The organism is Mesorhizobium sp. M1342, from assembly GCF_040317955.1.
GTDB lineage: Bacteria > Pseudomonadota > Alphaproteobacteria > Rhizobiales > Rhizobiaceae > Mesorhizobium.
This window is the reverse complement of sequence record NZ_JAMYLI010000014.1, coordinates 152,576-174,120: the sequence shown is the minus strand read 5'-3', so window position 1 is coordinate 174,120 and position 21,545 is coordinate 152,576. Positions and strand designations below refer to the sequence as shown.

At 60.4% G+C, this 21,545-nt stretch carries 21 protein-coding genes and 1 pseudogene; 15 read left to right on the top strand and 7 right to left on the bottom strand.

The window, feature by feature from the left end; all coding sequences use genetic code 11:
• Nucleotides 1-61 precede the first annotated feature (61 nt).
• From nadC to NKH06_RS16815, 4 genes are all read right to left on the bottom strand, one after another.
• Complete coding sequence (gene nadC / locus NKH06_RS16830; RefSeq protein WP_352799383.1) at nt 62-916, bottom strand: carboxylating nicotinate-nucleotide diphosphorylase; 855 nt, start codon at nt 914-916, stop codon at nt 62-64.
• Nucleotides 916-2,457: an L-aspartate oxidase gene (locus NKH06_RS16825; RefSeq protein WP_352799393.1), complete on the bottom strand. Its 1,542-nt coding sequence runs from the start codon at nt 2,455-2,457 to the stop codon at nt 916-918. The genes nadC and NKH06_RS16825 overlap by 1 nt, the downstream gene beginning before the upstream one ends.
• Nucleotides 2,454-3,428: a quinolinate synthase NadA gene (gene nadA, locus NKH06_RS16820; protein ID WP_352893459.1), complete on the bottom strand. Its 975-nt coding sequence runs from the start codon at nt 3,426-3,428 to the stop codon at nt 2,454-2,456. Before nadA ends, NKH06_RS16825 begins: the two co-directional genes overlap by 4 nt.
• Before the next feature lie 67 nt (nt 3,429-3,495).
• Nucleotides 3,496-4,464, bottom strand: a complete 969-nt coding sequence (locus NKH06_RS16815; protein ID WP_023735838.1) for an NUDIX hydrolase — start codon at nt 4,462-4,464, stop codon at nt 3,496-3,498.
• Nucleotides 4,465-4,634: 170 nt separating this feature from the next.
• Here NKH06_RS16815 and panB point away from each other — a divergent pair, with 170 nt between their 5' ends.
• From panB to NKH06_RS16780, 7 genes and pseudogenes are all read left to right on the top strand, one after another.
• Entirely contained in the window at nt 4,635-5,495 is an 861-nt protein-coding gene (panB, locus tag NKH06_RS16810) for a 3-methyl-2-oxobutanoate hydroxymethyltransferase (RefSeq protein ID WP_352893457.1), read from the top strand.
• The gene (panC, locus tag NKH06_RS16805; protein WP_352893455.1) at nt 5,492-6,355 is read left to right on the top strand and encodes a pantoate--beta-alanine ligase; all 864 of its coding nucleotides are present in this window, start codon (nt 5,492-5,494) and stop codon (nt 6,353-6,355) included. Before panB ends, panC begins: the two co-directional genes overlap by 4 nt.
• Before the next feature lie 92 nt (nt 6,356-6,447).
• Nucleotides 6,448-7,173 carry a LuxR family transcriptional regulator gene (locus NKH06_RS16800; protein ID WP_023735835.1) on the top strand — a complete coding sequence of 242 codons (726 nt, stop codon included), beginning with the start codon at nt 6,448-6,450 and terminating at the stop codon, nt 7,171-7,173.
• Between the two features lie 93 nt (nt 7,174-7,266).
• On the top strand, nt 7,267-7,899 hold the full coding sequence (locus tag NKH06_RS16795) for an acyl-homoserine-lactone synthase (RefSeq protein WP_023766595.1): 633 nt from the start codon (nt 7,267-7,269) through the stop codon (nt 7,897-7,899).
• A gap of 22 nt (nt 7,900-7,921) precedes the next feature.
• Entirely contained in the window at nt 7,922-8,296 is a 375-nt protein-coding gene (locus NKH06_RS16790; protein ID WP_352799372.1) for a transcriptional regulator domain-containing protein, read from the top strand.
• Between the two features lie 67 nt (nt 8,297-8,363).
• A complete protein-coding gene (locus tag NKH06_RS16785) occupies nt 8,364-8,765 on the top strand; it encodes a DUF2285 domain-containing protein (protein WP_245264243.1) in 402 nt (133 codons plus the stop codon).
• A gap of 165 nt (nt 8,766-8,930) precedes the next feature.
• A pseudogene (locus tag NKH06_RS16780) lies at nt 8,931-9,155 on the top strand (hypothetical protein); the annotation flags it as partial.
• A gap of 30 nt (nt 9,156-9,185) precedes the next feature.
• Here NKH06_RS16780 and NKH06_RS16775 read toward each other — a convergent pair.
• The gene (locus tag NKH06_RS16775; RefSeq protein WP_352893465.1) at nt 9,186-9,638 is read right to left on the bottom strand and encodes a hypothetical protein; all 453 of its coding nucleotides are present in this window, start codon (nt 9,636-9,638) and stop codon (nt 9,186-9,188) included.
• Nucleotides 9,639-10,102: 464 nt separating this feature from the next.
• On the opposite strand from NKH06_RS16775, the gene NKH06_RS16770 reads away from it, so the two are divergent.
• From NKH06_RS16770 to NKH06_RS16760, 3 genes are all read left to right on the top strand, one after another.
• Nucleotides 10,103-10,279 carry a class I SAM-dependent methyltransferase gene (locus tag NKH06_RS16770; RefSeq protein ID WP_352799365.1) on the top strand — a complete coding sequence of 59 codons (177 nt, stop codon included), beginning with the start codon at nt 10,103-10,105 and terminating at the stop codon, nt 10,277-10,279.
• A 421-nt stretch (nt 10,280-10,700) separates the two neighbouring features.
• The gene (gene glmS / locus NKH06_RS16765; protein ID WP_352799363.1) at nt 10,701-12,521 is read left to right on the top strand and encodes a glutamine--fructose-6-phosphate transaminase (isomerizing); all 1,821 of its coding nucleotides are present in this window, start codon (nt 10,701-10,703) and stop codon (nt 12,519-12,521) included.
• A 519-nt stretch (nt 12,522-13,040) separates the two neighbouring features.
• Entirely contained in the window at nt 13,041-13,295 is a 255-nt protein-coding gene (locus NKH06_RS16760) for a helix-turn-helix domain-containing protein (RefSeq protein ID WP_023735822.1), read from the top strand.
• Nucleotides 13,296-14,219: 924 nt separating this feature from the next.
• On the opposite strand, the gene NKH06_RS16755 is transcribed toward NKH06_RS16760, so the two are convergent.
• Nucleotides 14,220-14,609, bottom strand: a complete 390-nt coding sequence (locus NKH06_RS16755) for a hypothetical protein (protein ID WP_023735820.1) — start codon at nt 14,607-14,609, stop codon at nt 14,220-14,222.
• 403 nt (nt 14,610-15,012) lie between these two features.
• Between NKH06_RS16755 and queC the strand changes: the two genes are divergently transcribed.
• Genes queC through queE form a run of 3 tightly spaced genes read left to right on the top strand, consistent with a single transcriptional unit; the run spans nt 15,013 to nt 16,798 of the window.
• Nucleotides 15,013-15,711, top strand: a complete 699-nt coding sequence (gene queC / locus NKH06_RS16750) for a 7-cyano-7-deazaguanine synthase QueC (RefSeq protein ID WP_023766604.1) — start codon at nt 15,013-15,015, stop codon at nt 15,709-15,711.
• Nucleotides 15,711-16,067 (top strand): 6-carboxytetrahydropterin synthase QueD, encoded by a 357-nt coding sequence (queD, locus tag NKH06_RS16745; protein WP_023673552.1) that lies wholly within the window; start codon nt 15,711-15,713, stop codon nt 16,065-16,067. The genes queC and queD overlap by 1 nt, the downstream gene beginning before the upstream one ends.
• A complete protein-coding gene (queE, locus tag NKH06_RS16740; RefSeq protein ID WP_352893453.1) occupies nt 16,064-16,798 on the top strand; it encodes a 7-carboxy-7-deazaguanine synthase QueE in 735 nt (244 codons plus the stop codon). Before queD ends, queE begins: the two co-directional genes overlap by 4 nt.
• A gap of 335 nt (nt 16,799-17,133) precedes the next feature.
• Here the strand turns inward: queE and hemN are convergent, their stop codons facing one another.
• On the bottom strand, nt 17,134-18,483 hold the full coding sequence (gene hemN, locus NKH06_RS16735) for an oxygen-independent coproporphyrinogen III oxidase (protein ID WP_352893452.1): 1,350 nt from the start codon (nt 18,481-18,483) through the stop codon (nt 17,134-17,136).
• Nucleotides 18,484-18,637: 154 nt separating this feature from the next.
• Here hemN and NKH06_RS16730 point away from each other — a divergent pair, with 154 nt between their 5' ends.
• Together NKH06_RS16730 and ccoN are read left to right on the top strand one after the other, a co-directional pair.
• Nucleotides 18,638-19,384, top strand: coding sequence for a Crp/Fnr family transcriptional regulator (locus tag NKH06_RS16730; RefSeq protein WP_023735815.1), 747 nt, complete (start codon nt 18,638-18,640; stop codon nt 19,382-19,384).
• A 548-nt stretch (nt 19,385-19,932) separates the two neighbouring features.
• Nucleotides 19,933-21,543, top strand: a complete 1,611-nt coding sequence (gene ccoN, locus NKH06_RS16725) for a cytochrome-c oxidase, cbb3-type subunit I (RefSeq protein ID WP_352441140.1) — start codon at nt 19,933-19,935, stop codon at nt 21,541-21,543.
• Nucleotides 21,544-21,545 lie beyond the last annotated feature (2 nt).

Genomic DNA, 21,545 nt, shown 5'->3' with positions numbered 1-21,545 from the left:
TCTTTGCTATCTGACTGTTGACGATCGGAGAGGACAGTTGACCCAATCCTGACTCAGACAATCATGAGCCCCGATGGTCGAGGCCGATATCCAGGATCGGCGCGCTGTGGACGAGTCGGCCGACCGAAATCAGATCAACGCCGGTCGCGGCAACCGCCCGCGCTGTATGGGACGTGATCCCGCCAGAAGCCTCGGTGATAGCGCGGCCACCGACCATTGCGACGGCGCGGCGAAGATCGGGGAGGGACATGTTGTCGAGCAGAACCGCATCGGGAGCGAAGCCAAGTACCTCCTCCAACTGGGCCAGAGTATCGACCTCGACTTCGATCTTGACGAGATGACCGGCCGCTCTTCGTGCTCGCTCGAGCGCTGGGCGGACGCCGCCTGCGATGGCGATGTGGTTGTCCTTGATCAAAATTGCATCGTCCAGACCGAAGCGGTGATTGGACCCGCCACCTGCGCGCACGGCATACTTTTCGACTGCCCGCAATCCGGGCGTCGTCTTGCGGGTGCAGACGATCTTCGCGCCATACCCACGAACCGCAGCGACGATCGATGCCGTTGCCGTGGCGATGCCGCTCAGATGGCACAAAAAATTGAGTGCCGTCCTTTCGGCTGTGAGAATGGCCCGGGCCGGGCCAACCACTGATGCAATGATCTCTCCATCCACGACATTGCAGCCGTCTGCGCGCTCCACCGAGATTTCGACAGCAGGATCAATCAAGCCGAAAGCGAGCATCGCCAGATCGAGGCCGGCGACAACTCCGGACTGTCGCGCCACCAACACGGTTCCCGCTTGGTATTCCTTCGGGACGATGGCATCCGTGGTCAAGTCGCCGGCTCTGCCAAGGTCTTCAAGAAGCGATGCCCGTACAAGCGGCTCAAGCATGACCGTGGGAAGCGGTGAGAGCCTCATCACTTTGCCCCTTCCAAGTTTGGCGAGTGTCCGAGTTCGCGCGCAGCGCCCAAGGCGGCTTCGAGCGTGATTTCGGACCGTCGGGCGGCAGTCGCATGATGAGGAAAATCTGTCCGGTAATGAGCGCCGCGGCTTTCTTCGCGCAACAAGGCGGCAACCGCGATCATTAGCCCGACAGCCGCCGGATCCGAGACCGCATCCTTGCTTTCGGCGAGCGGCAATAAGGCACGTGTGGCTGCTTTCAAACCTTCACCATCCCGGACGATGCCGAGTGCGCGCGACAGGAAAACACGCACGGGTATCGGAGCGGGCGGTGGGTAAACGTTGGCAAACGCAGGCCTTGTTCTGCGCGCAGGCGCCCCGGCGACACTTTCAGCGACCCAGCGGGCGCACACGATGGCTTCTGTCAAGGAATTGCTGGCGAGCCTGTTGGCGCCATGCAGTCCTGTCGAAGCGACTTCACCGCAGGCCCACAGCCCCTTGACGGAGGTTCTGCCGGAGCTGTCCACGGCAACGCCACCCATGTGGTAGTGTTGGGCCGGCCGAATGGGGATGAGATCGCGGGCGGGATTGATGCCCGCTCCACGACAGGCTGATGCGATTGTCGGGAAATGTCGAGCGAATGCCGGGCCAGGCCGTTGTCGGGCGTCGAGAAAAACACGGTGGCCGTCCGCAAGATGGTTCCACACGGCCCGGGCCAAGACATCGCGAGGCGCAAGTTCCGCCCCTGGCACGCTCTGGAGAAAAGCCTGGCCGGTTTCATCGATCAGGGCAGCACCTTCGCCTCGGACAGCCTCGCTGACCAGCGCCATAGGGCGTTCCGGGCCGTCAAGCGCGGTCGGGTGGAACTGGATGAATTCGAGGTCGGCTAGGACAGCTCCAGCGCGGGCCGCAAGTGCAAGGCCTTGTCCGCAACTTCCCCAAGGGTTCGTGGTGTCGAGAAACAGTCCCCCGATGCCACCGGTGGCGAGGACGACCCGCCGTGAGCCGAAGAAGAAAGGTCCGATCGAACAGCTCGCCCAGACGCCCCGGATCGCATTCTCTCGCACGGCCAGCCGGCGCGCTTCCACGCCCTCCACGACAACTATCGACGGAGTGGAACGCACAGCCGCGATCAGGGCACGCATGATCTCACGCCCGGTGCCGTCCCCATGCGCATGAACGATGCGACGTCGGCTGTGTGCGGCCTCCAATCCGAGGCACAGTGATCCTTTCGGCGTGCGGTCAAAGGGAACCCCAAAGGCCGCAAGCCCCTCTATGGCCTTGGGCGCGGCTTGGAGGATGCGGCTCGCCACGTCTCTGTCGCAGAGACCATCCCCGGCAGCAAGCGTATCGGCCAGGTGCATTGCCGGATCGTCGTCTTCGCCGAAACTTGCAGCCAGACCGCCCTGTGCCCAGGTGCTCGAATTGTCAGCTCCCAGCAGCGACCTTGACAGAAGAAGCACCGGCTCCGGCGACAGTTGAAGCGCGGTCATCAGTCCGGCGATGCCGCCGCCGATGATGATGGGACGCCCGAAGAAGCTGCGGAGGTCGGCGCTCAAACTGCCAGCATCCGTTCGACCGCAAGCCGCGCGCACCCGGCGATCCCGGGTTCGATGGTTACGACATGTTGGTTCTGCTCGAGCGCCGTGCGGATGTTGGCAAGCGTGATCCGCTTCATGTGCGGGCACAAATTGCAGGGCCGGATGAACTCGACCTCTGGGTGCGCTAACGCGACGTTGTCGCTCATCGAGCATTCCGTCATCAGCACGACACGTGGCGGCCTTTGCCTTTCGACATAGTCGGACATGGCAGCCGTCGAGCCGGAAAAATCTGCTTCAGCCACGACGTCGGGCGGGCATTCGGGATGGGCGAGCACGACCACGCCGGGATGGCTTTCGCGCAACTCGCGGATGTCGGCCGGTGTAAAGCGCTCATGCACCTCGCAATGCCCTTTCCAGGCGATGATCTGTACATCGGTCTGGGCGGCGATATTCTGGGCCAGATATTCGTCCGGCAGCATGATCACCCGGAGAACCCCAAGGGATTCGACGACCGCCTTGGCGTTGCCGGATGTACAGCAGATATCCGACTCGGCTTTCACTTCGGCCGACGTGTTTACATAAGTAATGATCGGAACGCCGGGATAACGCTGGCGCATCAAGCGCACGTCTTCTGCCGTGATTGATTCCGCCAACGAGCAACCGGCGCTGAGATCCGGAATGAGCACGGTCTTGTCCGGATTGAGGAGCTTGGCCGTTTCGGCCATGAAATGGACGCCGGCCAGCACGATGACTTGCGCCTCGATCGTCGCAGCCGTGCGGGCTAATGCCAAGCTGTCGCCGACGATGTCGGCCACGCAATGGAAAATCTCGGGCGTCTGATAGTTGTGCGCCAGGATGATGGCGTTGCGCTCGCGCTTCAGTGCAAGGATCGCCTCGATATCGTCGACGAAAGCCGGCCATTCGATCGGCGGGATCACTCGCCGGACGCGCTCGTAGAGCAACGCGGCCGCAGGCAGCATGGCGCTCATCAACCCTCTCCCGCTTATACTCTAATTGAAAATAACCAGCATATACTTGCTGTGAGTATAAGGGATGTCAACCCCGCGCCAGCGGCAATTTTGTCCCGGCGATGAGCCTATCGTCGAGAACGGCGTGGCGGAAACGGAAAAGCTTCGCTGGCCGGCCGCCGGTCTCAGTGGTGGCCTCTCCGGTCTCCTCGACCAGTTCCTGCTGTTCGATCAGTCGGCGAAAGTTCGGCTTGTGGATGAGCCTGCCGGCGAGCGCCTCCACGGTTCGCTGCAGCTGCAAAAGCGTGAAGACCGTCGGCATCAGCTCAAAGACGACCGGCCGGTATTTGATCTTGGAGCGCAGCCGCGCAATGCCGGTCGCCACGATGCGGCGATGATCGGCGACCATGGACTTGCTGGGCACCAGCGGAGGGGGCGCCCCGTCCCGCCCTCTTACGGCCTCTTGGACCAAGCCTGCTTCGTAAACTAACTCATAGCGTTGCAGCGTGAGTTCCTCGTTCCAAAGGCGGTCGTCGAAGCCAAAGGCTATCGTCGCCCGCTGCCAGCGTTCACGTCGCGTGGCCGCATCGCGGACGCCGTTTGCCCATTCAATCAGGCGTGGTCGCAGAACATCCAGCACGACCGGAGGCGTGCCGGAGCGATGGTCCTCCCATGGAAAATATTCATACCAACTCTGCCATCCGCACTTGGGCGGGCCCGCTGCCTGTTCCTTGCGGGTCAATGCAAGATAGCTGATGGAGATGACGCGCTGCTGGCGCTCGGCGCCGATGCGATCCCGATCAGCGAACGTGTAGAGTTGCTCAATGTACCCCAGCCGATGGCCGGTCTGCTGCTCGACCCACCCCCTCAAGCCGGATTGCAGCGATCGGTGCTCAAGCGCAAAGGGACCGGAGGGCAAGGTGTCCGCCTGGCCGATGGTGAGCACACAGGGTTCACTGTCGTTTACGGCGACCACAAAGGCGATCAGGTCCACTTTGACGTCGTCGGCATTCACGGCGGCTCTGTCTTTCCTGAGTCGTATTGCCTGATCGTCCATGTTCGCGAATTGGTCTGCCAGCTCGGGGGGCACCTTAATCGATTTAGTGTAAGCGCGCCTGTCGGCACGTCAACACCCCCACAGCTGCACGGCCATTTTTTAGCTCTTCGCACCTGCACAAAAATGTGCGAAAGGCGACACCCGCGGTAACGTAGGGGAAGGAGGATCCATTGAGCGCGTTTGGTGATACCAAGGCGATCACACCGCCGGATATTCGTTCGCGCAAAGGTGGGACGCCGCTCGTCTGCCTTACCGCCTATACCACCCCAGTCGCGCGGCTTGTCGATCCCCATTGTGATGTGGTGCTCGTCGGCGACAGCGTCGGCATGGTTCTCCACGGTCTGCCCTCGACGCTCGGTGTCACGCTGGAGATGATGATCACGCATGGCCAGGCGGTTCGCCGTGGCATCAAGCAGGCGCTGATGGTCGTCGACCTGCCGTTCGGTTCCTACGAGGAAAGCCCAGAGCAGGCTTTCCGAAATGCTGCGCGCGTCATGTCGGAGACCGGCTGCACTGCCGTCAAGCTCGAAGGCGGCGAAACGATGGCAGAGACGATCGGCTTCCTCGCCGCACGCGGCGTGCCGGTCATGGCTCATGTCGGCTTGACGCCGCAGGCTATCAACACCATCGGTGGCTACCGCGTGCAGGGCAGGGGCGGGGATGCCGAGCGCATCAGGCGCGACGCACTTGCCGTGAGCGAAGCGGGCGCCTTTGCGGTCGTCCTGGAGAAGGTTCCTGAGGCGCTCGCCCGCCGGATCACGGGGGAGGTGGCGGCCCCGACCATTGGCATCGGTGCCTCAGCAGCCTGTGACGGCCAGATTCTCGTCGTCGACGACATGCTGGGCCTCTTCGGCGACTTCCGACCCAAATTCGTCAAGCGCTATGCTGAACTGGGGGAGGCGGCTGCGGCTGCGATCGCTTCCTATGCGCACGAGGTGAAGGAGCGCCAGTTTCCGGCCGCCGAGCACGTGTTTGCCGATGCGCCCAAGCCCGCCGACACGGGCGCCACCAAATGCGGAGAAGCAGCGTGAGCGTGCCGATCGTCAGGAGCGCTGACCAGCTTCGCGAAACCGTCGCCGCATGGCGCCGCGAGGGCGTGAGGATTGCCGTGGTGCCAACGATGGGCGTCCTGCATGAGGGCCATCTCAGCCTGGTGCGCGCTGCACTCGAGAAGGCAGACCGTGTGATCGTGACGCTCTTCGTCAACCCGAAGCAATTCAATAGCCAGGCCGATCTTGCCGCGTATCCGCGCACCGAGGACGAGGATGCCGCCAAGCTGGCACCGGTTGGCGCGCACCTGCTTTATGCGCCAGATGCAGAGGAGATGTATCCGGCGGGCTTCGCCACCACCGTTTCGGTGTCCGGTGTCAGCGAGGGCCTGTGCGGTGCCTTCCGGCCGGGACATTTCGATGGCGTGGCGACCGTCGTCGCCAAGCTCTTCCTGCAAACCAGCGCTGACTTCGGCTTCTTTGGCGAAAAGGACTTTCAGCAAATTCACCTGGTCAGGCGCATGGCCCGGGATTTGGATATTCCAATCACCATTGTTGCCTGTCCGACAGTCCGTGAAGCCGACGGTCTTGCGCTATCATCGCGCAATGTGCGGCTCTCGCCAGCGCAACGCGCTGTTGCTCCCAAGCTATCATCGGTCCTGCTCAAGACGGCTGAGCGGCTTGGGCGCGGCTCACCCGTCCTGCCAACGCTTGCAGAATCTCGCGCAGCAATTCTGGCTGCAGGCTATCGCGAGGTCGAATACCTGGAACTTCGCGAAGAGGCAGATCTGCACCCGATGCCAAGCCTTGATCGACCGGCACGGTTGCTTGCCGCGGCCTGGCTCGGCGGCACACGTCTCATAGACAACGTCAGACTATTTCGGATTGGTTCAACAGATTAGCCACGTTCTCGGCACGCGCTGTATCCGTCCGGGATCGTTTAAAACAAGGTCTCTGCCTGGCATTGAGCGAACGGAGGTTACGCACAGGGCAAATGCATCGCGTGTTTGAGAACTTCGTCGAGCAACTGTCTGCAAGTGTTGATGCTGCCGATCTCTGTGAGGCAATGGCCTCCGCTGCAGCCGGCTTCGACTTCCCGCTATTCGCCTATTTCACTTACCCGTCGGCCTCCGGCGACGCCCCCCAATTGATTTCAAACTATCCTTCATCCTGGACATCACGTTATCTGCAACAGCGGTACCACAGTCTTGATCCGGTCATCCTGCGCGGGCTGCAAGGCTGGGATACATTCGATTGGGGTGTGGACCGCGCTCGACACTGTCTGCCGAATTCGCAGCAACAAATTCTGGAGAGTGCGGCTGAGTTTGGCATCTGCGGCGGCCTGACGATGTCCATGCATGATCATCTCGGCCGGTTTGCTGCCCTGACCTTTGCTTCCGACGAGTCCCGTCCGCTTCTGTTGCGGTCACTGGCACGTTACGAAAAAGCATTGCAGCTGGTGGCCATCAACTTTCATATCCATGTCCGGCGCAGGCTCGCCGATGATCGCGTGGTGGATGGTGTAACGCTCACCCCGCGGGAGTTCGAGTGCCTGAAATGGGCGGCGCGCGGCAAGTCGGCTTGGGATATCAGCCAGCTTCTCGGCGTCTCAAAGCGCACCGTGACTTTTCACTTGGAAAACGCCAAGGCAAAGTTTGGCGTTCGAACGATCAACCAGGCCGTTGCACGCATGGCTGCCTCCGGCCAGACGAGATCCTGATTCTTCAGCCACGATACCTGTAAACCTCTACAGGCTGCATCGCTGTCAGCTTTGCCTTTCGATGGCGGGAACACATCCCACATGGAGGCGACCATGATGCAACTGATAACACCAGACTTTTACAACGAGTTTGCAGGCGAACTCAAAGAGATGCACGGGCTCAGGTTTCGGGTGTTCAAGGAAAGGCTCGATTGGGAAGTTGATACCGAAGACCAGATGGAATCCGATTCGTTTGATGCTCTGAAGCCCGTCTATCTGCTCCTCAAAGGATCCGACTGGCGAATTCGCGGTTGCGTGCGTCTTCTGCCCAGCACCGGACCCACAATGTTGCGCGACACGTTCCCGGTGCTGCTGGGTGCTGACGTCGTGCCCTCGACCACCGACATATGGGAGAGCAGTCGTTTCGCGCTCGATCTTCCTCCGTCGGCGCCCAAGGCTGCGGGCGGGCTGGCCCAGGCGACCTACGAGCTCTTCGCGGGCATGATCGAGTTCGGCTTGGCCAAGGATCTGACCCGGATAGTAACGGTGACGGATACGCGCATGGAGCGGATCCTCCGCCTGGCTACGTGGCCATTGTCGCGCATCGGAGAACCCAAATGCGTCGGCAAAACGGAGGCGGTGGCTGGGTTTCTCGAGATTTCCCACGCGAGCCTTTTGCGCATCCGCAGCAGGGGACGTCTGATTGGACCGGTACTGTGGCAACCGGTTCTAGGCCCGTCGGCATAGCGCCATAGTGGACACCTGAGCCATGAAGGATGCTGGTCTGTCCAAGGAAGCGACGGTCGGCCTTGTATGCTGGCCGGACTGGCGTCGCCACGACGCTTACCACTATGCTAGACGATTGCCACGCACTGGCTGGGCCTGGGAGTTTCTTCGGCGCAATCCACAATTCCAGCGCGACCACGCCAAAATGGCACCGTACGCCTGCATTGTCGGACCCCAAGGCGACATGCAGATAATCGAGTTGACGACAGGATCAGCTCTCCTAAGACAATGGAGCCTTCTTTTTCGCCGACGCGCCACTTTCGGACGCTACATCGGCAAGGGTCTTTTGGGATCCGCGCGATTGCGCCTGTATTCTACGAGCGGCCGCGGAGCCGCTTGGGCTCGACCACGATTTTGAACCGCTTCACCTTTATTCGCTCTCATGCTGCAAGGACATCCTGCTGACAGCTGCGGGCGTGCAGCACGTGCTGCTGAGGGAGAACTGCCGGAGTCTGCAGATCGCCGTTTCCGGTGCGTCCGTCCTCCGCCCGTTGCGGCTATATGTTGACGCGATCGTTCAGCCGCAGCACCTCAAGTTCCATGTCGCTGCCCTTCAGTTCTTGAACCACGTCAATGGTTGCGCCCGCCTGTCAGCTGCTTGCTTTCCGCCGGAACACCGCGGAGCGCGTCTGCGTATCGTACTCCAGGCTTTGGATGGCTCGCTTGCCGGAGCATCTCATCAGGAGGTCGCCATTGCCTTGTTCGGGACACGCCGCGTCGAAGAAGATTGGCGTCATCCAGGTGGCCATCTTCGCGATCAGGTACGTCGCGCCATCCAACGTGGCCGCTACCTGATGGGCGGCGGCTACAGACAGTTCCTGAGGTAATTGGGGTGGTTGCGATTGTCTTATTCGAACGCGCAACCTCCATTTCTGAGTGCAATTGTGCGTTGCACAAAACGTGGCAAGCGCCTAGTTCTTCCGCGGCGAATCGCGGCGAAGCACTGGGACCCAACCTTCGTCGATGAGTGCATTCATGCCTTGAGGATCCCGATGACCGTTATGAACCCCGACAAAGCCGGCGCGGCAAGCCTTGAGACTATCGCGCGAAACGGCAGCATGCTGCGTCGCATAGCCGTACGCATTCCGACCTACCTGTCGAATATTCGCGAGAACCCGGCGTGGCCCATGTTCATGTTGGCGCGCACCATGCCGGCACGGAGAATGCACTGGCGTGGTGCAAAGCCGGTCCGAAGGTCGCAAAGAGCCCAGGACACCACTTCACGGAGCCTGCCCTGCCATTCAAGGTCAGTCTGCGTGCGAAATCTTCCACAGATTTGCGGTAGCCTCGTCGAGTGCGAGCCGAGCATCATAGGTAAGCGGCGGTCGCTTCACCGAAACCCCCTGCGCGGATCTCATCTTGTCCGACTTCACCTTCGGCCAGATGTCTGCGGCAATCCTGTCGAGTTCGGCCTTGCCCACTACCCAGCGGTGCTCCTCCTCAGCCCTCTTCTTGGAGAGCTTTGGCTGAAGTGCCACCACCGTTCCCTTGTTGTCGGAATCATTGAAGGTGGCGCTCATAATGTCGCTAGTCGACCGTGTGAGGCCTTTTCGGATATCGCCCGCAGCATCGAAAACCCAATAGGCTCCTTGGGCATCTAGAATCCGATTCGGCGCGGTGCCTTCGTTCTCAACTATCACCGAGACGACCCGCTGGCGTGTGCCGGCGTATTGCGTGAGAGCGTCCTTTCCGAAGATCATTCCCTCCACAAGCCGCCGCGATAGCCGCAGAGGTTCGCTGTTCTCCGGGAATATGTAGTGACGACTGGACACCCGGCTTCGCTCCTTCGATCGCGGAAACGCGATGGCACATTCATGGTAGGCGGCTGTCTAAAGATTGCAGTATCAAAACTCATTGGCAGCATTTGATCAACTATCGCTCACGCTGCCGGATACGAGCAGCTGTCGCACTTCGCCGGAGAACAAATAAGTCAACCGCGAATTGACTGTGAGAGGGTTGCCCATCACTTCGTCTCTTCCCCGGCGATGCGCTTGACGCAGATCGGGCCGCCCTTCGCCATCGGGGTACATTGCCATTCCGGACCGAAGCCGAAGTTCGTGTTCTTGCCAAGGCCAGGAACGAGCACTGACAAACCGGACCGCAGCGAAGATGGCGCTGGTTGCAACCGGGCTGAAGCCGGGCATGGAGGTGGTCGACCGCCGGCGTGACCAATTGCAAATTCGTCGCCGGCGACGCCTATGAACTCGCTACTCTGGTGTCACGCCCCGCCGACCTCGTCTTCATGGCCAACGCTTTCCATGGCGTCCCGGACCGACCGCGGCTGGCACGTGCCGTGCGCGAGGCGCTCGCCCCCGGCGGGCATTATGCCATCGTCAACTGACACCGGCGCCGCGCGAGACGACGACGGTCCTGGGCGAGCCGCGCGGCCCGCGAAGCGAACTCAGGCTGTCGCCGAGACAGACCATCGCCGATCCCGAAGTCGGCGGCACAATGCTTCTACATGCCGGACTGCCTGACTAGGGCTCGCAGGCCGGTCGTCCGTCCACTGTCCAAGGCCTGCTGGCCTTTCTGAGGCCGTGATCCTGCCGCGGGTGAGTCTGCGATTCTCATAAGAGCGTCAGGCGCGAATAGAACTTTAGGCCCCCACAGCAGCCGACCTATCCATGGGGTGGATGGTAGTGATCACTACAATCAATTGTACCAATATCATGGAATACTACTACAAGGCCGCCACTTAAAGCGGCCGGATGGGTATCCGTCTCGCGTGGGCTGATGCTGCTCGCAAAAATGCGGAGACGAACATGTGCGGGATTGTTGGCATCGTTGGGCAACAGCCGGTGTCGGATCGGTTGATCGGCGCGTTGAAGGGTTTGGAATATCGCGGCTATGATTCCGCCGGCGTTGCGACGATCATCGACGGTGCCTTGCACCGCCGGCGCGCCGAGGGCAAGCTTGTCAATCTTGAGAGGCGACTGAAGGAAGAGCCGCTGAGCGGCAAAGTCGGCATCGGCCACACGCGTTGGGCAACCCACGGGGCCTCGACGGAACGCAATGCGCACCCGCACTTTACCGACGGTGTCGCCGTCGTCCATAACGGCATCATCGAGAATTTCACCGAGCTGAAGGACGAATTGGCGGCGGATGGCGCCGAGTTCCAGACCGACACCGACACCGAGGTCGTTGGGCATCTCTTGGCAAGATACCGCCGCGAGGGCATGAGGCCGCAAGAGGCCACGCGTGCCATGCTGAAACGCGTCAGGGGCGCCTATGCGCTTGCCATCCTCTTCGAAGATGAACCGTCGACCATCACGGCGGCGCGCAACGGACCACCGCTGGCGATCGGTCACGGCGACGGCGAGATGTTCCTGGGCTCCGACGCGATCGCTCTTGCGCCCTTCACCAATGAAATTACCTATCTCATGGACGGCGACTGGGCCATTGTCGGCAATTCGGGCGCCCATATCTTCGATATCGACGGCCATCCCGTCGAGCGTCCGCGCCATATCTCCACGGCCGCGGCCGATCTGGCCAACAAGGGCAGCCATCGCCATTTCATGGAGAAGGAAATATACGAGCAGCCCGAGGTCGTCGCCCATGCTCTTCGTCGTTACATCAACATCATAGAGGGCCGCGACATGGTTCCTGGCATCGATTTCGCCAAGGTTCCGAGCTTGGCGATCTCTGCCTGCGGGACCGCCTATCTCGCCGGACTGATCGGAAAATACTGGTTCGAGCGCTATGCGCGCCTGACAGTTGAAATCGACGTTGCGTCTGAATTCCGTTACCGCGAGATCCCTTTGCCGCCGCAGTCCGCGGCTCTTTTCATTTCGCAGTCCGGCGAAACCGCCGATACGCTTGCATCGTTGAGGTACTGCAAGGAGCGTGGGCTGAAAATTGGCGCTATCGTCAATGCCTGCGAATCGACCATCGCTCGGGAGGCCGATACGGTCTTCCCGATCCTTGCCGGACCGGAGATCGGCGTCGCCTCTACCAAGGCTTTTACCTGCCAGCTTGCCGTTCTAGCCGCACTCGCCATCAGCGCCGCCAGAGCCCGCGGGACCGTCCCCGAAGGCGAGCTGCAGGCGCTCGTCAGGAGCCTCGCCGAATTGCCGCGCGTCATGGGCCAGGTACTCAACAGCATCCAGCCGGAGATCGAGTTCTTGTCGCGCGAACTGTCAAAGTATCGTGACGTCCTGTATCTCGGCCGTGGCACCAGTTTCCCGCTAGCGATGGAAGGAGCGCTGAAGCTCAAGGAGATTTCCTACATCCATGCCGAAGGCTATGCAGCGGGTGAATTGAAGCACGGGCCAATCGCATTGATAGACGAGAACATGCCGGTGATCGTCATCGCGCCCCATGACCGCTTTTTCGACAAGACCGTCTCCAACATGCAGGAAGTGGCTGCCCGTGGAGGGCGGATTATCCTCATCACCGATAAAAATGGGGCAGCCGCATCGAAACTCGACACCATGCACACGCTCGTGCTGCCGGTAGTCGACGAGATTATCGCGCCAATGATCTTCTCGCTGCCGATACAGCTTCTTGCCTACCACACGGCGCTCTTCATGGGGACAGATGTAGACCAGCCGCGCAATCTCGCAAAATCGGTCACGGTCGAATGATTGTGAACCTGTACAGATGGCGAAGCTCTCGATGGAAAGCTACCCTTTGTCTGGATCCGGATGAAAACCAGATGACCAGTGTTTGCTGGAATTTGGAATCTCTTTTTTCAGCCGGTCGATCGGGGCACAGGGCGATCGAGCTTCCTAGAGCCGACGTCAGCACGCAGCCGGGGCTTTCAAGAGTGGGTCTTTCGCTCCCCCGCCGGTGGAGATTGGCCGAAGGAAGCAGTGTCCGTACCGGGAGTTCGAGTTGATGTTCAGAGTTCCAGGGCCCCCTCCTGAGATGGCCTGATCGGCTGTAGCGCATCCGACCTGCGATCCTTCGCGAATAACTCTCGCCGTTGGCTTTCTTGATTAGAAGGAGGTGAGCCGCCATATTCCGACCCAGCTCCTAATTCAGGCGGCCCATTCCATGGATGAGGCCGGTCCGGCTGAATGGACGTCCATTTTTTGATTTGCTTGGTCTGCACCGCCGGGGGGGTATCTCCCGAGGGAGCTCCCATGTTCTTGGAGATGTTTATGAACGATTCGCGCATTCCCGAACCAGTCTTGACGGCTATGTCGCAGGGGACCCACATCGTCCGCGCTTATCGTGAGCACCTTGGGTATTCGATCGAGGACCTGACGGTCGCGAGCGGGCTTGCCGCTGAGGAAATTCAAAACATCGAGCGAGGTCTGAGGTACAACAAGGGATATCGGGATCGGATAGCGAGATCGCTTTCCATACCTGTGGGAATCCTTGAGGCAGAGTCGCACATTTCGGACGCCGCCTGATCAGTCGGATGATCCGCAATGGGTGGACTACCGCTCTTGTGATGTGAAGCTTGCGGCTGATTGTAGACGCTGATTCCGTTGGGATGCCTCTGGCGCAGTACCGCCAAGAGAATCTCGTCAACTTTCCGATGCAGGAACCCTTCACATGGGCTCGCGAACAACAACGCGATATAGCCGCCCGGAGTGCTACGAAACGTGCACGAGGGCATCGGCTCGCGACGAAGGATTGTAACGGCGAACTCTTGGTAGTTCGGCGAGGCGATGCTGGCGCTTGAGCATCAACTCGGCCTACGAGAGTGGCTACTCCTAGGCTGAATCGGCCAACATGGCCGGCATCGCGCCGCTCTGAAAATAACATGGCGGGCATCCTGACGTTTCCGGGTTGACTATGGGTGTTCGAACCACGAAAAGGGGCCGCTCTTCGTGAGTGGCGTGCGCCGGCAGTCTAACCCCAAGCCCCCCCGCCCAGGCTGCCGGCGCGCTTCTAGAAAGATCGAGGTAGGCACTCGCTGCGCTCTGCCCGCCGACACCTTGTGCTTCCTCCAGCGAGTCCAGCGGACCACCATGGGTGTTGCAGTTCTGGTGCTTACCCACGTCCATTTGCGATCTCGGGTCATTGAGAGTACCGCAAGCACCCTCTCTGCTGGATGGCAACGCGGCTCGCGCCGCCCGTATGCAGCGCAAGCTCCATGCATGAGGTCGTCCCTTCAAAATACTTGATGCAGCTGCGCTTGCGTAGCTCCTTGCATGCGCTCGATGCCAGGAGGAGACCTCTGTCTACGCTCGCATCGATGCAACGCCGTTGATCACCATCGTCGCGGCGACCGCTTCGCGGGGGCCGCAGCCGTTTTGGAGCATGACGATCATGCCGGCGCCATCGCAGTGACGCACATGCAAAATTCACAGATGCATTCTCGCCCAATGCTAGGTGCCCAGCATATGTCCGGCATCCCGCAACGCGGCTACGAAGAGACGGGCATTGCCGTTGGCATCCATCTTGGCCTGCATCGACAGGGGCATCCTGTGCCAGCTCTCCAAGGACGCAATGTAATGTGAGAACATACCGTTAACGATGCAATAGTGGGTAACTAGGCCGTGTACATCCAACGCCAGCACGCCGAATTGGCCGCCGTGATATCGGATGGCTGCGACCCGCTGGACCTGCGCGTCACCGTCGATCCGCACGTCGAAAAGCAGGATGCCGCGGCTCCTGGTGGCTATCTCGGCGGCTTTTTCAGCGAAGCTCAACGAGAGCGAGCGGACGCTTTCGACTGCCATCTGTAAAACCATCAAGTTCAGTTCATCCACTGACATAAGGTACCTGTGCGCAAGACATGGGTGATTGCAATCGACCACACCGCTTGTTCACAGATGTCGGCTCATCACCGGTTATTCAGGGTTTGCCGGTCATCTTTGCGGCAAGCCGTCCGGGCTCCTTGTACCCTGCAACCGTTGCAGTGGCGTCCCTCGGCGCTCGGAACCGCCAGGCTCTGCTCGTCGAGAACTTTGTCCGCGAGCAGCGTTCGCTTGAGCATTCCGCTGAAGCGTGACGTCTCACCAGTCCGTGTCCTTCCAGCTCACCGCGAGGGCGTTTTGCGCACCGCACGCAAGCGCACGAAACTGGTCTCCGTTCACTTCACAAAATGGTTTTCCTGAAGTACTGGAGCGCAGAGAAATCTCCGGTCGCAGCCTACCCGGTTAAAACAAGGACCCAACGATGAAGACTCTCGTCGTCTGCTCCGGCGGATTGGATTCCGTTACTCTTGCTCACAAGGTGGCAGCGGAGCACCAGCTTACCGGCCTGCTATCGTTCGATTACGGCCAACGGCATAGGAAGGAATTGGGCTTCGCCACCCTTTGCGCGGAGCGCCTGGGCGTCCCGCAGCGAATCATCGATATCCACGAGATCGGCGGCGGCCTTTCCGGCTCCGCGCTGACCGACAATGTGGACGTGCCCGATGGGCACTATGCCGAAGATACGATGAAGGTAACGGTGGTGCCCAACCGGAACGCCATCATGTTGGCCATTGCCTTCGGTCTCGCCGCAGCGCAAGACGCTGACGCGGTGGCGACGGCCGTGCATGGTGGGGATCATATTGTCTATCCCGATTGCCGTCCGGCCTTCATCGATGCTTTCCAGATGATGCAGGACCACGCGCTCGACGGCTACGCGCAGATTCGCCTTTATGCACCCTATGTGAACCTGACGAAGGCGGACATTGTTAGGGATGGAGCCACATACGGCACGCCCTTTGCGCAGACCTGGTCCTGTTACAAGGGCGCCGAGCGTCATTGCGGGAGGTGCGGGACCTGCGTCGAGCGGCGTGAGGCGTTCCACATCGCCGGGCACCCGGACCCAACCGAGTACGAGGACTCCGACTTCTGGCTCGGAGCGCTGCGAAGGACCACCGCGTAATGTTCCGCATCACCAAGGAATTCCACTTCTCAGCCTCGCATCAGCTCACCTCATTGCCACCCGATCACCAATGCGCGCGCCTGCACGGACATAACTACATCGTCGAAGTGGAGCTTTCAGCGGATGGACTGGACGATCACGGCTTCGTGCGCGACTACCACGATTTGGCGCCATTCAAACGCTACATCGACGAGAGCTTCGACCACCGACATCTCAACGACGTGCTGGGACACGAGCAAGTCACGGCGGAATATCTGGCCAGACATTTCTACGACTGGTGCAAGGCACGCCTGAGCGAAACCGCGGCCGTGCGGGTGAGCGAAACGCCGAAAACCTGGGCGGAATACCGGCCATGACCAATACGCATCCCGCAATCCGCGTTAGCGAGATTTTCGGGCCGACGATCCAGGGCGAGGGCGTGCTCATAGGTTTGCCGACGATCTTCGTCAGAACCGGCGGGTGTGACTTTCGCTGTTCCTGGTGCGACAGCCTGCATGCTGTGGACAATCAATTCCGCCATGAATGGGAGATGATGTCCGTCGGCGCGGTGTGGAAAAATGTGCTTGCGCTTTCCGGTGGCCGCCCGCTTATGGTGTCACTGTCAGGCGGCAATCCGGCCATCCAGCCGCTCGGCGCGCTCATCGACCGAGGCCATGGTGACGGTTACCGTTTTGCGCTGGAAACCCAAGGTTCGCTTGCCAGGGACTGGTTTGCGCACCTTGACGTGCTGATCCTCAGCCCAAAGCCGCCGTCAAGCCAAATGACGACAGATTGGGCCGCTGTCGAGGCGTGCCTCCAGGCGGCACAAGGCAAGCCCCAAATCGTGCTCAAGCTCATTGTTTTCGACGAAAGGGACTACGCCTACGCGAAAGACGCCGCTGCGCAATTTCCGCAACTTCCGATCTATCTGCAACCCGGCAATCACTCGCCGCCACACCCGGCAAATGATGACGCGCCCGTCGACCTTGACGGAATATTGAAGCGCATGGAGTGGCTGGTTGACAGCGTGACCCGCGACAAATGGTTCGAAGCCCGCGTGCTACCGCAGCTGCACGTTATGCTCTGGGGTAACAAGAGAGCCGTCTAGGCCAAGCCCTTTCCACCGGAACTGCACCGGCATATTCGGGTGAACGGGTGGTTCAACGTTGACCGCGCTGCCGGGGTGCTTGCGGACTTCTGCCACCGGCCCAAGTGTTGTCAGCCGCTTGCACGGCACCTTGCATTCTCCTTGCAAGGTCGAAGGGAGCTGTCGCCGACAACCATGATCTGACAGGCAGGGCATGAGCGGGCGATATCGTCCCTATGCCAAGACGCGTCTGGTCCGCTTCGAACCGTCTCGGCCGACGGTCGCCGGTCAACAGTGGAAAACGATCGCAATCGGTTCACGATCGAGTGAGAGCCATGACCGTTCCTCTGCGGTGCTCAGACTGCCGCCGAGTGCCTGGCCGTTCCAGTTTCGAAATATTTGTCGAACCTGGCCGCGATGCTTCGGACGAAAGGGCGACTTTCAGCCGGCACAACGAATCTGTCGCCATCAAGTTCAAGCAATCGAACCGGATCGTGTAGGGCCATGGAACTCGACTGAAGGAGGAGCCTCTGGCCGGCTTCGCCGAAGCGTTCCACCAGATCGATGGCCGAGAAGGCGAAGTCGCACATCAAACGTTCGATGATCCAGCCGCGAACGCGGTCGTCGTCGGAAAGTGCGATACCCCGAACAGCGGCCAGCCCGCCGTCATCAACCGTGCATCGATATTCGCTGGTCGAAGGCATGTTCTGCGCATAGCCCTGCCGAAACTGGCTGATGGACGATGGGCCTAGCCCAATCAAGGTTTCGCAGCAATCGTCGGTGTAACCCTGAAAGTTCCGGTGCAGTGTTCCGGCGCGGGCGGCAAGGGCCAGGGCATCGCCGGGTTTGGCGAAATGGTCGAGGCCGATTGCTTCGTACCCCTGGTCCACGATCGCCCGCGCCGCCAGTTGCAATTGAGCAAATCTCTCCGCGGGACCGGGCAGCCATGCCTCGTCTATCATGGTCTGATGTTTCTTGAACCACGGCACATGGGCGTAGCCAAAAAGCGCTATCCTGTCGGGTTCCAAGGTCAGCGCCTGCGCGACGGTGGAGGAGACGCTCTCCCTCGTCTGGTGCGGCAAGCCGTAGAGCAGGTCTAGATTGACCGATTCGACGCCGCGCGAACGAACACCGTCGACTACCGCTTTGGTCTGCAAAAAGCTCTGCTCGCGGTTGATTGCCTTCTGAACCTTCGGATCGAAGTCCTGGACGCCGAGGCTCGCACGGGTCGTGCCGATTTCGGCAAGCGCATCGAGGCGGGCATCGTCCATATCATTGGGTTCGATTTCAACGCTGATCTTGGCGCCGGGAAGAAAGGCGAAGCTGTTGCGCAGGACGCTTCCCAGCGCCACAATATCCTCAGGTTCCAGCATCGTCGGGGAACCGCCGCCGAAATGAACCGCGCGAACTCGGCCCTTGCCGGTAACAAGGCCGCCAACCGTGGCGATCTCCGCATACAGCGAGCGCAGATAAGCGGCCACCGGCTCGTAGTGGCGGGTCTGTTTGGTATGGCACGCGCAGAACCAGCAGAGCCTGTCGCAATAGGGAATATGCAGGTAAAGCGATATCTCGTCACCACCTTCGAGCGCCTCCAACCAGCCTCGGTAAACGACGGCATCGACGCCCGCATGGAAATGGGGCGCAGTCGGATAACTGGTATAGCGCGGGACGTTCTCGCCAAGTCTGGCAGCTAGCTTTTGTCGCATGTCGTGGTCCACCGTGTTTGCGTCGCCCGAACTGTGGATGCTTGGATGAGCCTAAGCCCTGATTTCGATCAACCTTCAGCACGGACAAACTGCCGCAAGGATTTTTCTACCGTGGATTGCTATCCTGCCCGCACTGGACCGGTAGAGCGATCGAATGACATTACGGCAGGATATTCACAGTTCCGGCATTCCCGTTCTTTGCCTGCCTTGCGAGGCACGGCGCCGCGGTGTCTGTGGCGCGCTCGAGCCAGACGATTTGGCTCAGCTCGCCAAGACGTCGTCGCGGCACAATATCGAGCCGGGGGTCGAACTGATCGGCGACGCCGAGGCGGTCGACTGTTATTCAAACGTGCTTTCAGGCGTGGTGAAGCTCACGAAGAGCCTTTCGGACGGCCGCCAGCAGATCGTCGGTCTCCAGTTCGCGCCGGATTTTCTGGGACGGCCCTTCAAGATGAAAAGTGCGATCAATGCGGAAGCGGCAACAGCTGTCTCGCTGTGCTCGTTTCCGAGAGCGGCCATCGAACGGATGATGAAGCAGTCACCCGAATTTGTGCATCGCCTGCTCAAGCAGGCGCTGAACGAACTTGACGAGGCCCGCGAATGGATGGTGACTCTGGGGCGCAAGACCGCACCAGAGAAGGTGGCGAGCTTTCTCCTCATGATTGCCCGGAACATCGACTCCAATGTTGACCCGGCGGCTATGTCGGCGTGCTTCGAGCTGCCGATGACGCGTGCCGACATCTCTGATTTCCTTGGAATCACTAACGAGACCGTGAGCCGTCAGCTGACCAGCCTGAGAATGGACGGCGTGATTCGGATCGAGAACAACCGCCGCGTCACCGTGGACAGCATGAGCCGGCTGGAACGGCGCTGCGGCGGCCGAGGCGCAATAGCCGTTTGAATGACACGAAGCTGCATGGCCCACGCCACTTACTTCATTCGGGGCAGGGCATGCTCGCGTTGGGCTCAGAAGACATCGCGTAGCGACAGCCCGTTCTAATTCCGATCGTATACGCCAGTTGCGTTTGGGCTCGTCGGCGAAGCATCCACACTTGGCCGAAGTCAATATGCCTCATACGCAGGCGAAAATCGCCGTCCAAACCATAAATGTAACGAAGGCAGCGCAACGCTGGCGCTGGCTGTTCCAAGGCATTGAAACGATCGACGTTCGGTAAGGCATCGGCCTGCTTACCAGCGTCACAGAAGGTGCGCTTGCCCACACGCCCGCGATCGCCTCCATACCCGGGCCCCAACTGGGGACGCCGGGCCTGTCCATGAACCGGCGGCCGCTGCTGCACTTCCACATTCGGCACAGTCTGATCGCACCGAACTCGATGCTGCTCGAAGCAAAATGGTGCGGCTCTGACATGGATCAGGGCGAGCAGGCGACGGCTGCGCAATAAGGCACCGCGGTTTGGCATCCGCCGGAATTGGAAATCGGGGCTTGCGATGAAATTCGGCAAAGAAATCGTGCTTCTAAGCCTGTTCGCATTCGCGGCTTTGGTGGCCGCTGGCGCTGGGGTGGATGAACCCTTTCGCCAGCATATGTGGGTCTTGTTCTTCGCCTTGGCTGGCTTCACTGCGATCCTGTTGCGCAACACTGAGTTCAAGCCTGCCGCGCCGATCGACCCGTCCGCTTACATGGACGGGCCAATCCGCTATGGCGCCATCGCCACCATGTTCTGGGGTGTCATCGGCATGCTTGTCGGCGTGGTCATCGCGCTGCAGCTTGCCTATCCCGATCTCAACATCCAGCCCTGGTTCAACTTTGGCCGTTTGCGGCCACTGCATACGTCGGGAGTCGTCTTCGCCTTCGGCGGCAACGCGCTGCTTTGCACGTCTCTCTATGTCGTGCAACGCACCTGCCGCGCCCGGCTGTTCGGCGGCGATCTCGGCTGGTTCGTGTTCTGGGGCTACCAGCTCTTCATCGTCATGGCAGCGACTGGCTACCTGCTCGGCATCACCGAGAGCCGCGAATACGCCGAGCCCGAATGGTATGTGGACATCTGGCTGACCATTGTCTGGGTCGCCTATCTCATCCTGTTCCTCGGCACGATCCTGAAGCGCAAGGAACCCCACATCTACGTCGCTAACTGGTTCTACCTGTCCTTCATCGTCACCATCGCGATGCTGCATGTGGTCAACAACCTCTCCATGCCCGCCTCCTTCCTGGGCTCGAAGAGCTATTCGGCTTTCTCCGGGGTCCAGGACGCTCTGACGCAATGGTGGTATGGCCACAACGCCGTGGGCTTCTTTCTGACCGCCGGCTTTCTCGGCATGATGTATTATTTCGTACCCAAGCAGGCGAACCGGCCGGTCTATTCCTACCGGCTGTCGATCGTCCATTTCTGGGCAATCATCTTTCTCTACATCTGGGCTGGACCCCATCATTTGCACTACACCGCCTTGCCCGATTGGGCGCAGACGCTCGGCATGGTGTTCTCGATCATGCTGTGGATGCCGTCATGGGGCGGCATGATCAATGGCCTGATGACGCTGTCGGGCGCCTGGGACAAGCTCCGCACCGATCCGATCATCCGCATGATGGTGATGGCCATCGCCTTCTACGGCATGTCCACCTTCGAGGGCCCGATGATGTCGATCAAGACGGTCAACTCGCTGTCGCACTATACCGACTGGACCATCGGACACGTCCATTCGGGCGCACTCGGCTGGGTCGGCATGATCTCGTTCGGCGCGCTTTATTACATGGTGCCGAAGCTGTGGAACCGTGAACGGCTCTACTCGCTGCGCCTCGTTACCTGGCACTTCTGGCTGGCGACGCTTGGCATCGTTGTCTACGCGTCGGTCATGTGGGTGTCCGGCATCATGCAGGGCCTGATGTGGCGCGAATACGACGAGCAGGGCTTCCTGGTCTACTCCTTCGCCGAAACCGTGGCCGCCATGCACCCCTACTACATCATGCGCGCCATCGGCGGAGCCATGTACCTGTCCGGCGCCCTGATCATGGCCTGGAACATCGCCATGACCATCCTTGGCTACCGGCGCGAGGAGGATCCGATGCCCGGCTCCGTTCCCGCCCTCCAGCTTGCGCGATGATG

Excerpts from the sequence above, each read along its gene's own strand:
- nadC (WP_352799383.1), bottom strand. The coding sequence starts at position 916 with ATGAGGCTCTCACCGCTTCCCACGGTCATGCTTGAGCCGCTTGTACGG.
- nadA (WP_352893459.1), bottom strand. The coding sequence starts at position 3,428 with ATGAGCGCCATGCTGCCTGCGGCCGCGTTGCTCTACGAGCGCGTCCGG.
- NKH06_RS16815 (WP_023735838.1), bottom strand. The coding sequence starts at position 4,464 with ATGGACGATCAGGCAATACGACTCAGGAAAGACAGAGCCGCCGTGAAT.
- NKH06_RS16800 (WP_023735835.1), top strand. The coding sequence starts at position 6,448 with ATGCATCGCGTGTTTGAGAACTTCGTCGAGCAACTGTCTGCAAGTGTT.
- NKH06_RS16795 (WP_023766595.1), top strand. The coding sequence starts at position 7,267 with ATGATGCAACTGATAACACCAGACTTTTACAACGAGTTTGCAGGCGAA.
- NKH06_RS16790 (WP_352799372.1), top strand. The coding sequence starts at position 7,922 with ATGAAGGATGCTGGTCTGTCCAAGGAAGCGACGGTCGGCCTTGTATGC.
- NKH06_RS16775 (WP_352893465.1), bottom strand. The coding sequence starts at position 9,638 with ATGATCTTCGGAAAGGACGCTCTCACGCAATACGCCGGCACACGCCAG.
- glmS (WP_352799363.1), top strand. The coding sequence starts at position 10,701 with ATGTGCGGGATTGTTGGCATCGTTGGGCAACAGCCGGTGTCGGATCGG.
- NKH06_RS16760 (WP_023735822.1), top strand. The coding sequence starts at position 13,041 with ATGAACGATTCGCGCATTCCCGAACCAGTCTTGACGGCTATGTCGCAG.
- NKH06_RS16755 (WP_023735820.1), bottom strand. The coding sequence starts at position 14,609 with ATGTCAGTGGATGAACTGAACTTGATGGTTTTACAGATGGCAGTCGAA.
- queC (WP_023766604.1), top strand. The coding sequence starts at position 15,013 with ATGAAGACTCTCGTCGTCTGCTCCGGCGGATTGGATTCCGTTACTCTT.
- queD (WP_023673552.1), top strand. The coding sequence starts at position 15,711 with ATGTTCCGCATCACCAAGGAATTCCACTTCTCAGCCTCGCATCAGCTC.
- queE (WP_352893453.1), top strand. The coding sequence starts at position 16,064 with ATGACCAATACGCATCCCGCAATCCGCGTTAGCGAGATTTTCGGGCCG.
- hemN (WP_352893452.1), bottom strand. The coding sequence starts at position 18,483 with ATGCGACAAAAGCTAGCTGCCAGACTTGGCGAGAACGTCCCGCGCTAT.
- NKH06_RS16730 (WP_023735815.1), top strand. The coding sequence starts at position 18,638 with ATGACATTACGGCAGGATATTCACAGTTCCGGCATTCCCGTTCTTTGC.
- ccoN (WP_352441140.1), top strand. The coding sequence starts at position 19,933 with ATGAAATTCGGCAAAGAAATCGTGCTTCTAAGCCTGTTCGCATTCGCG.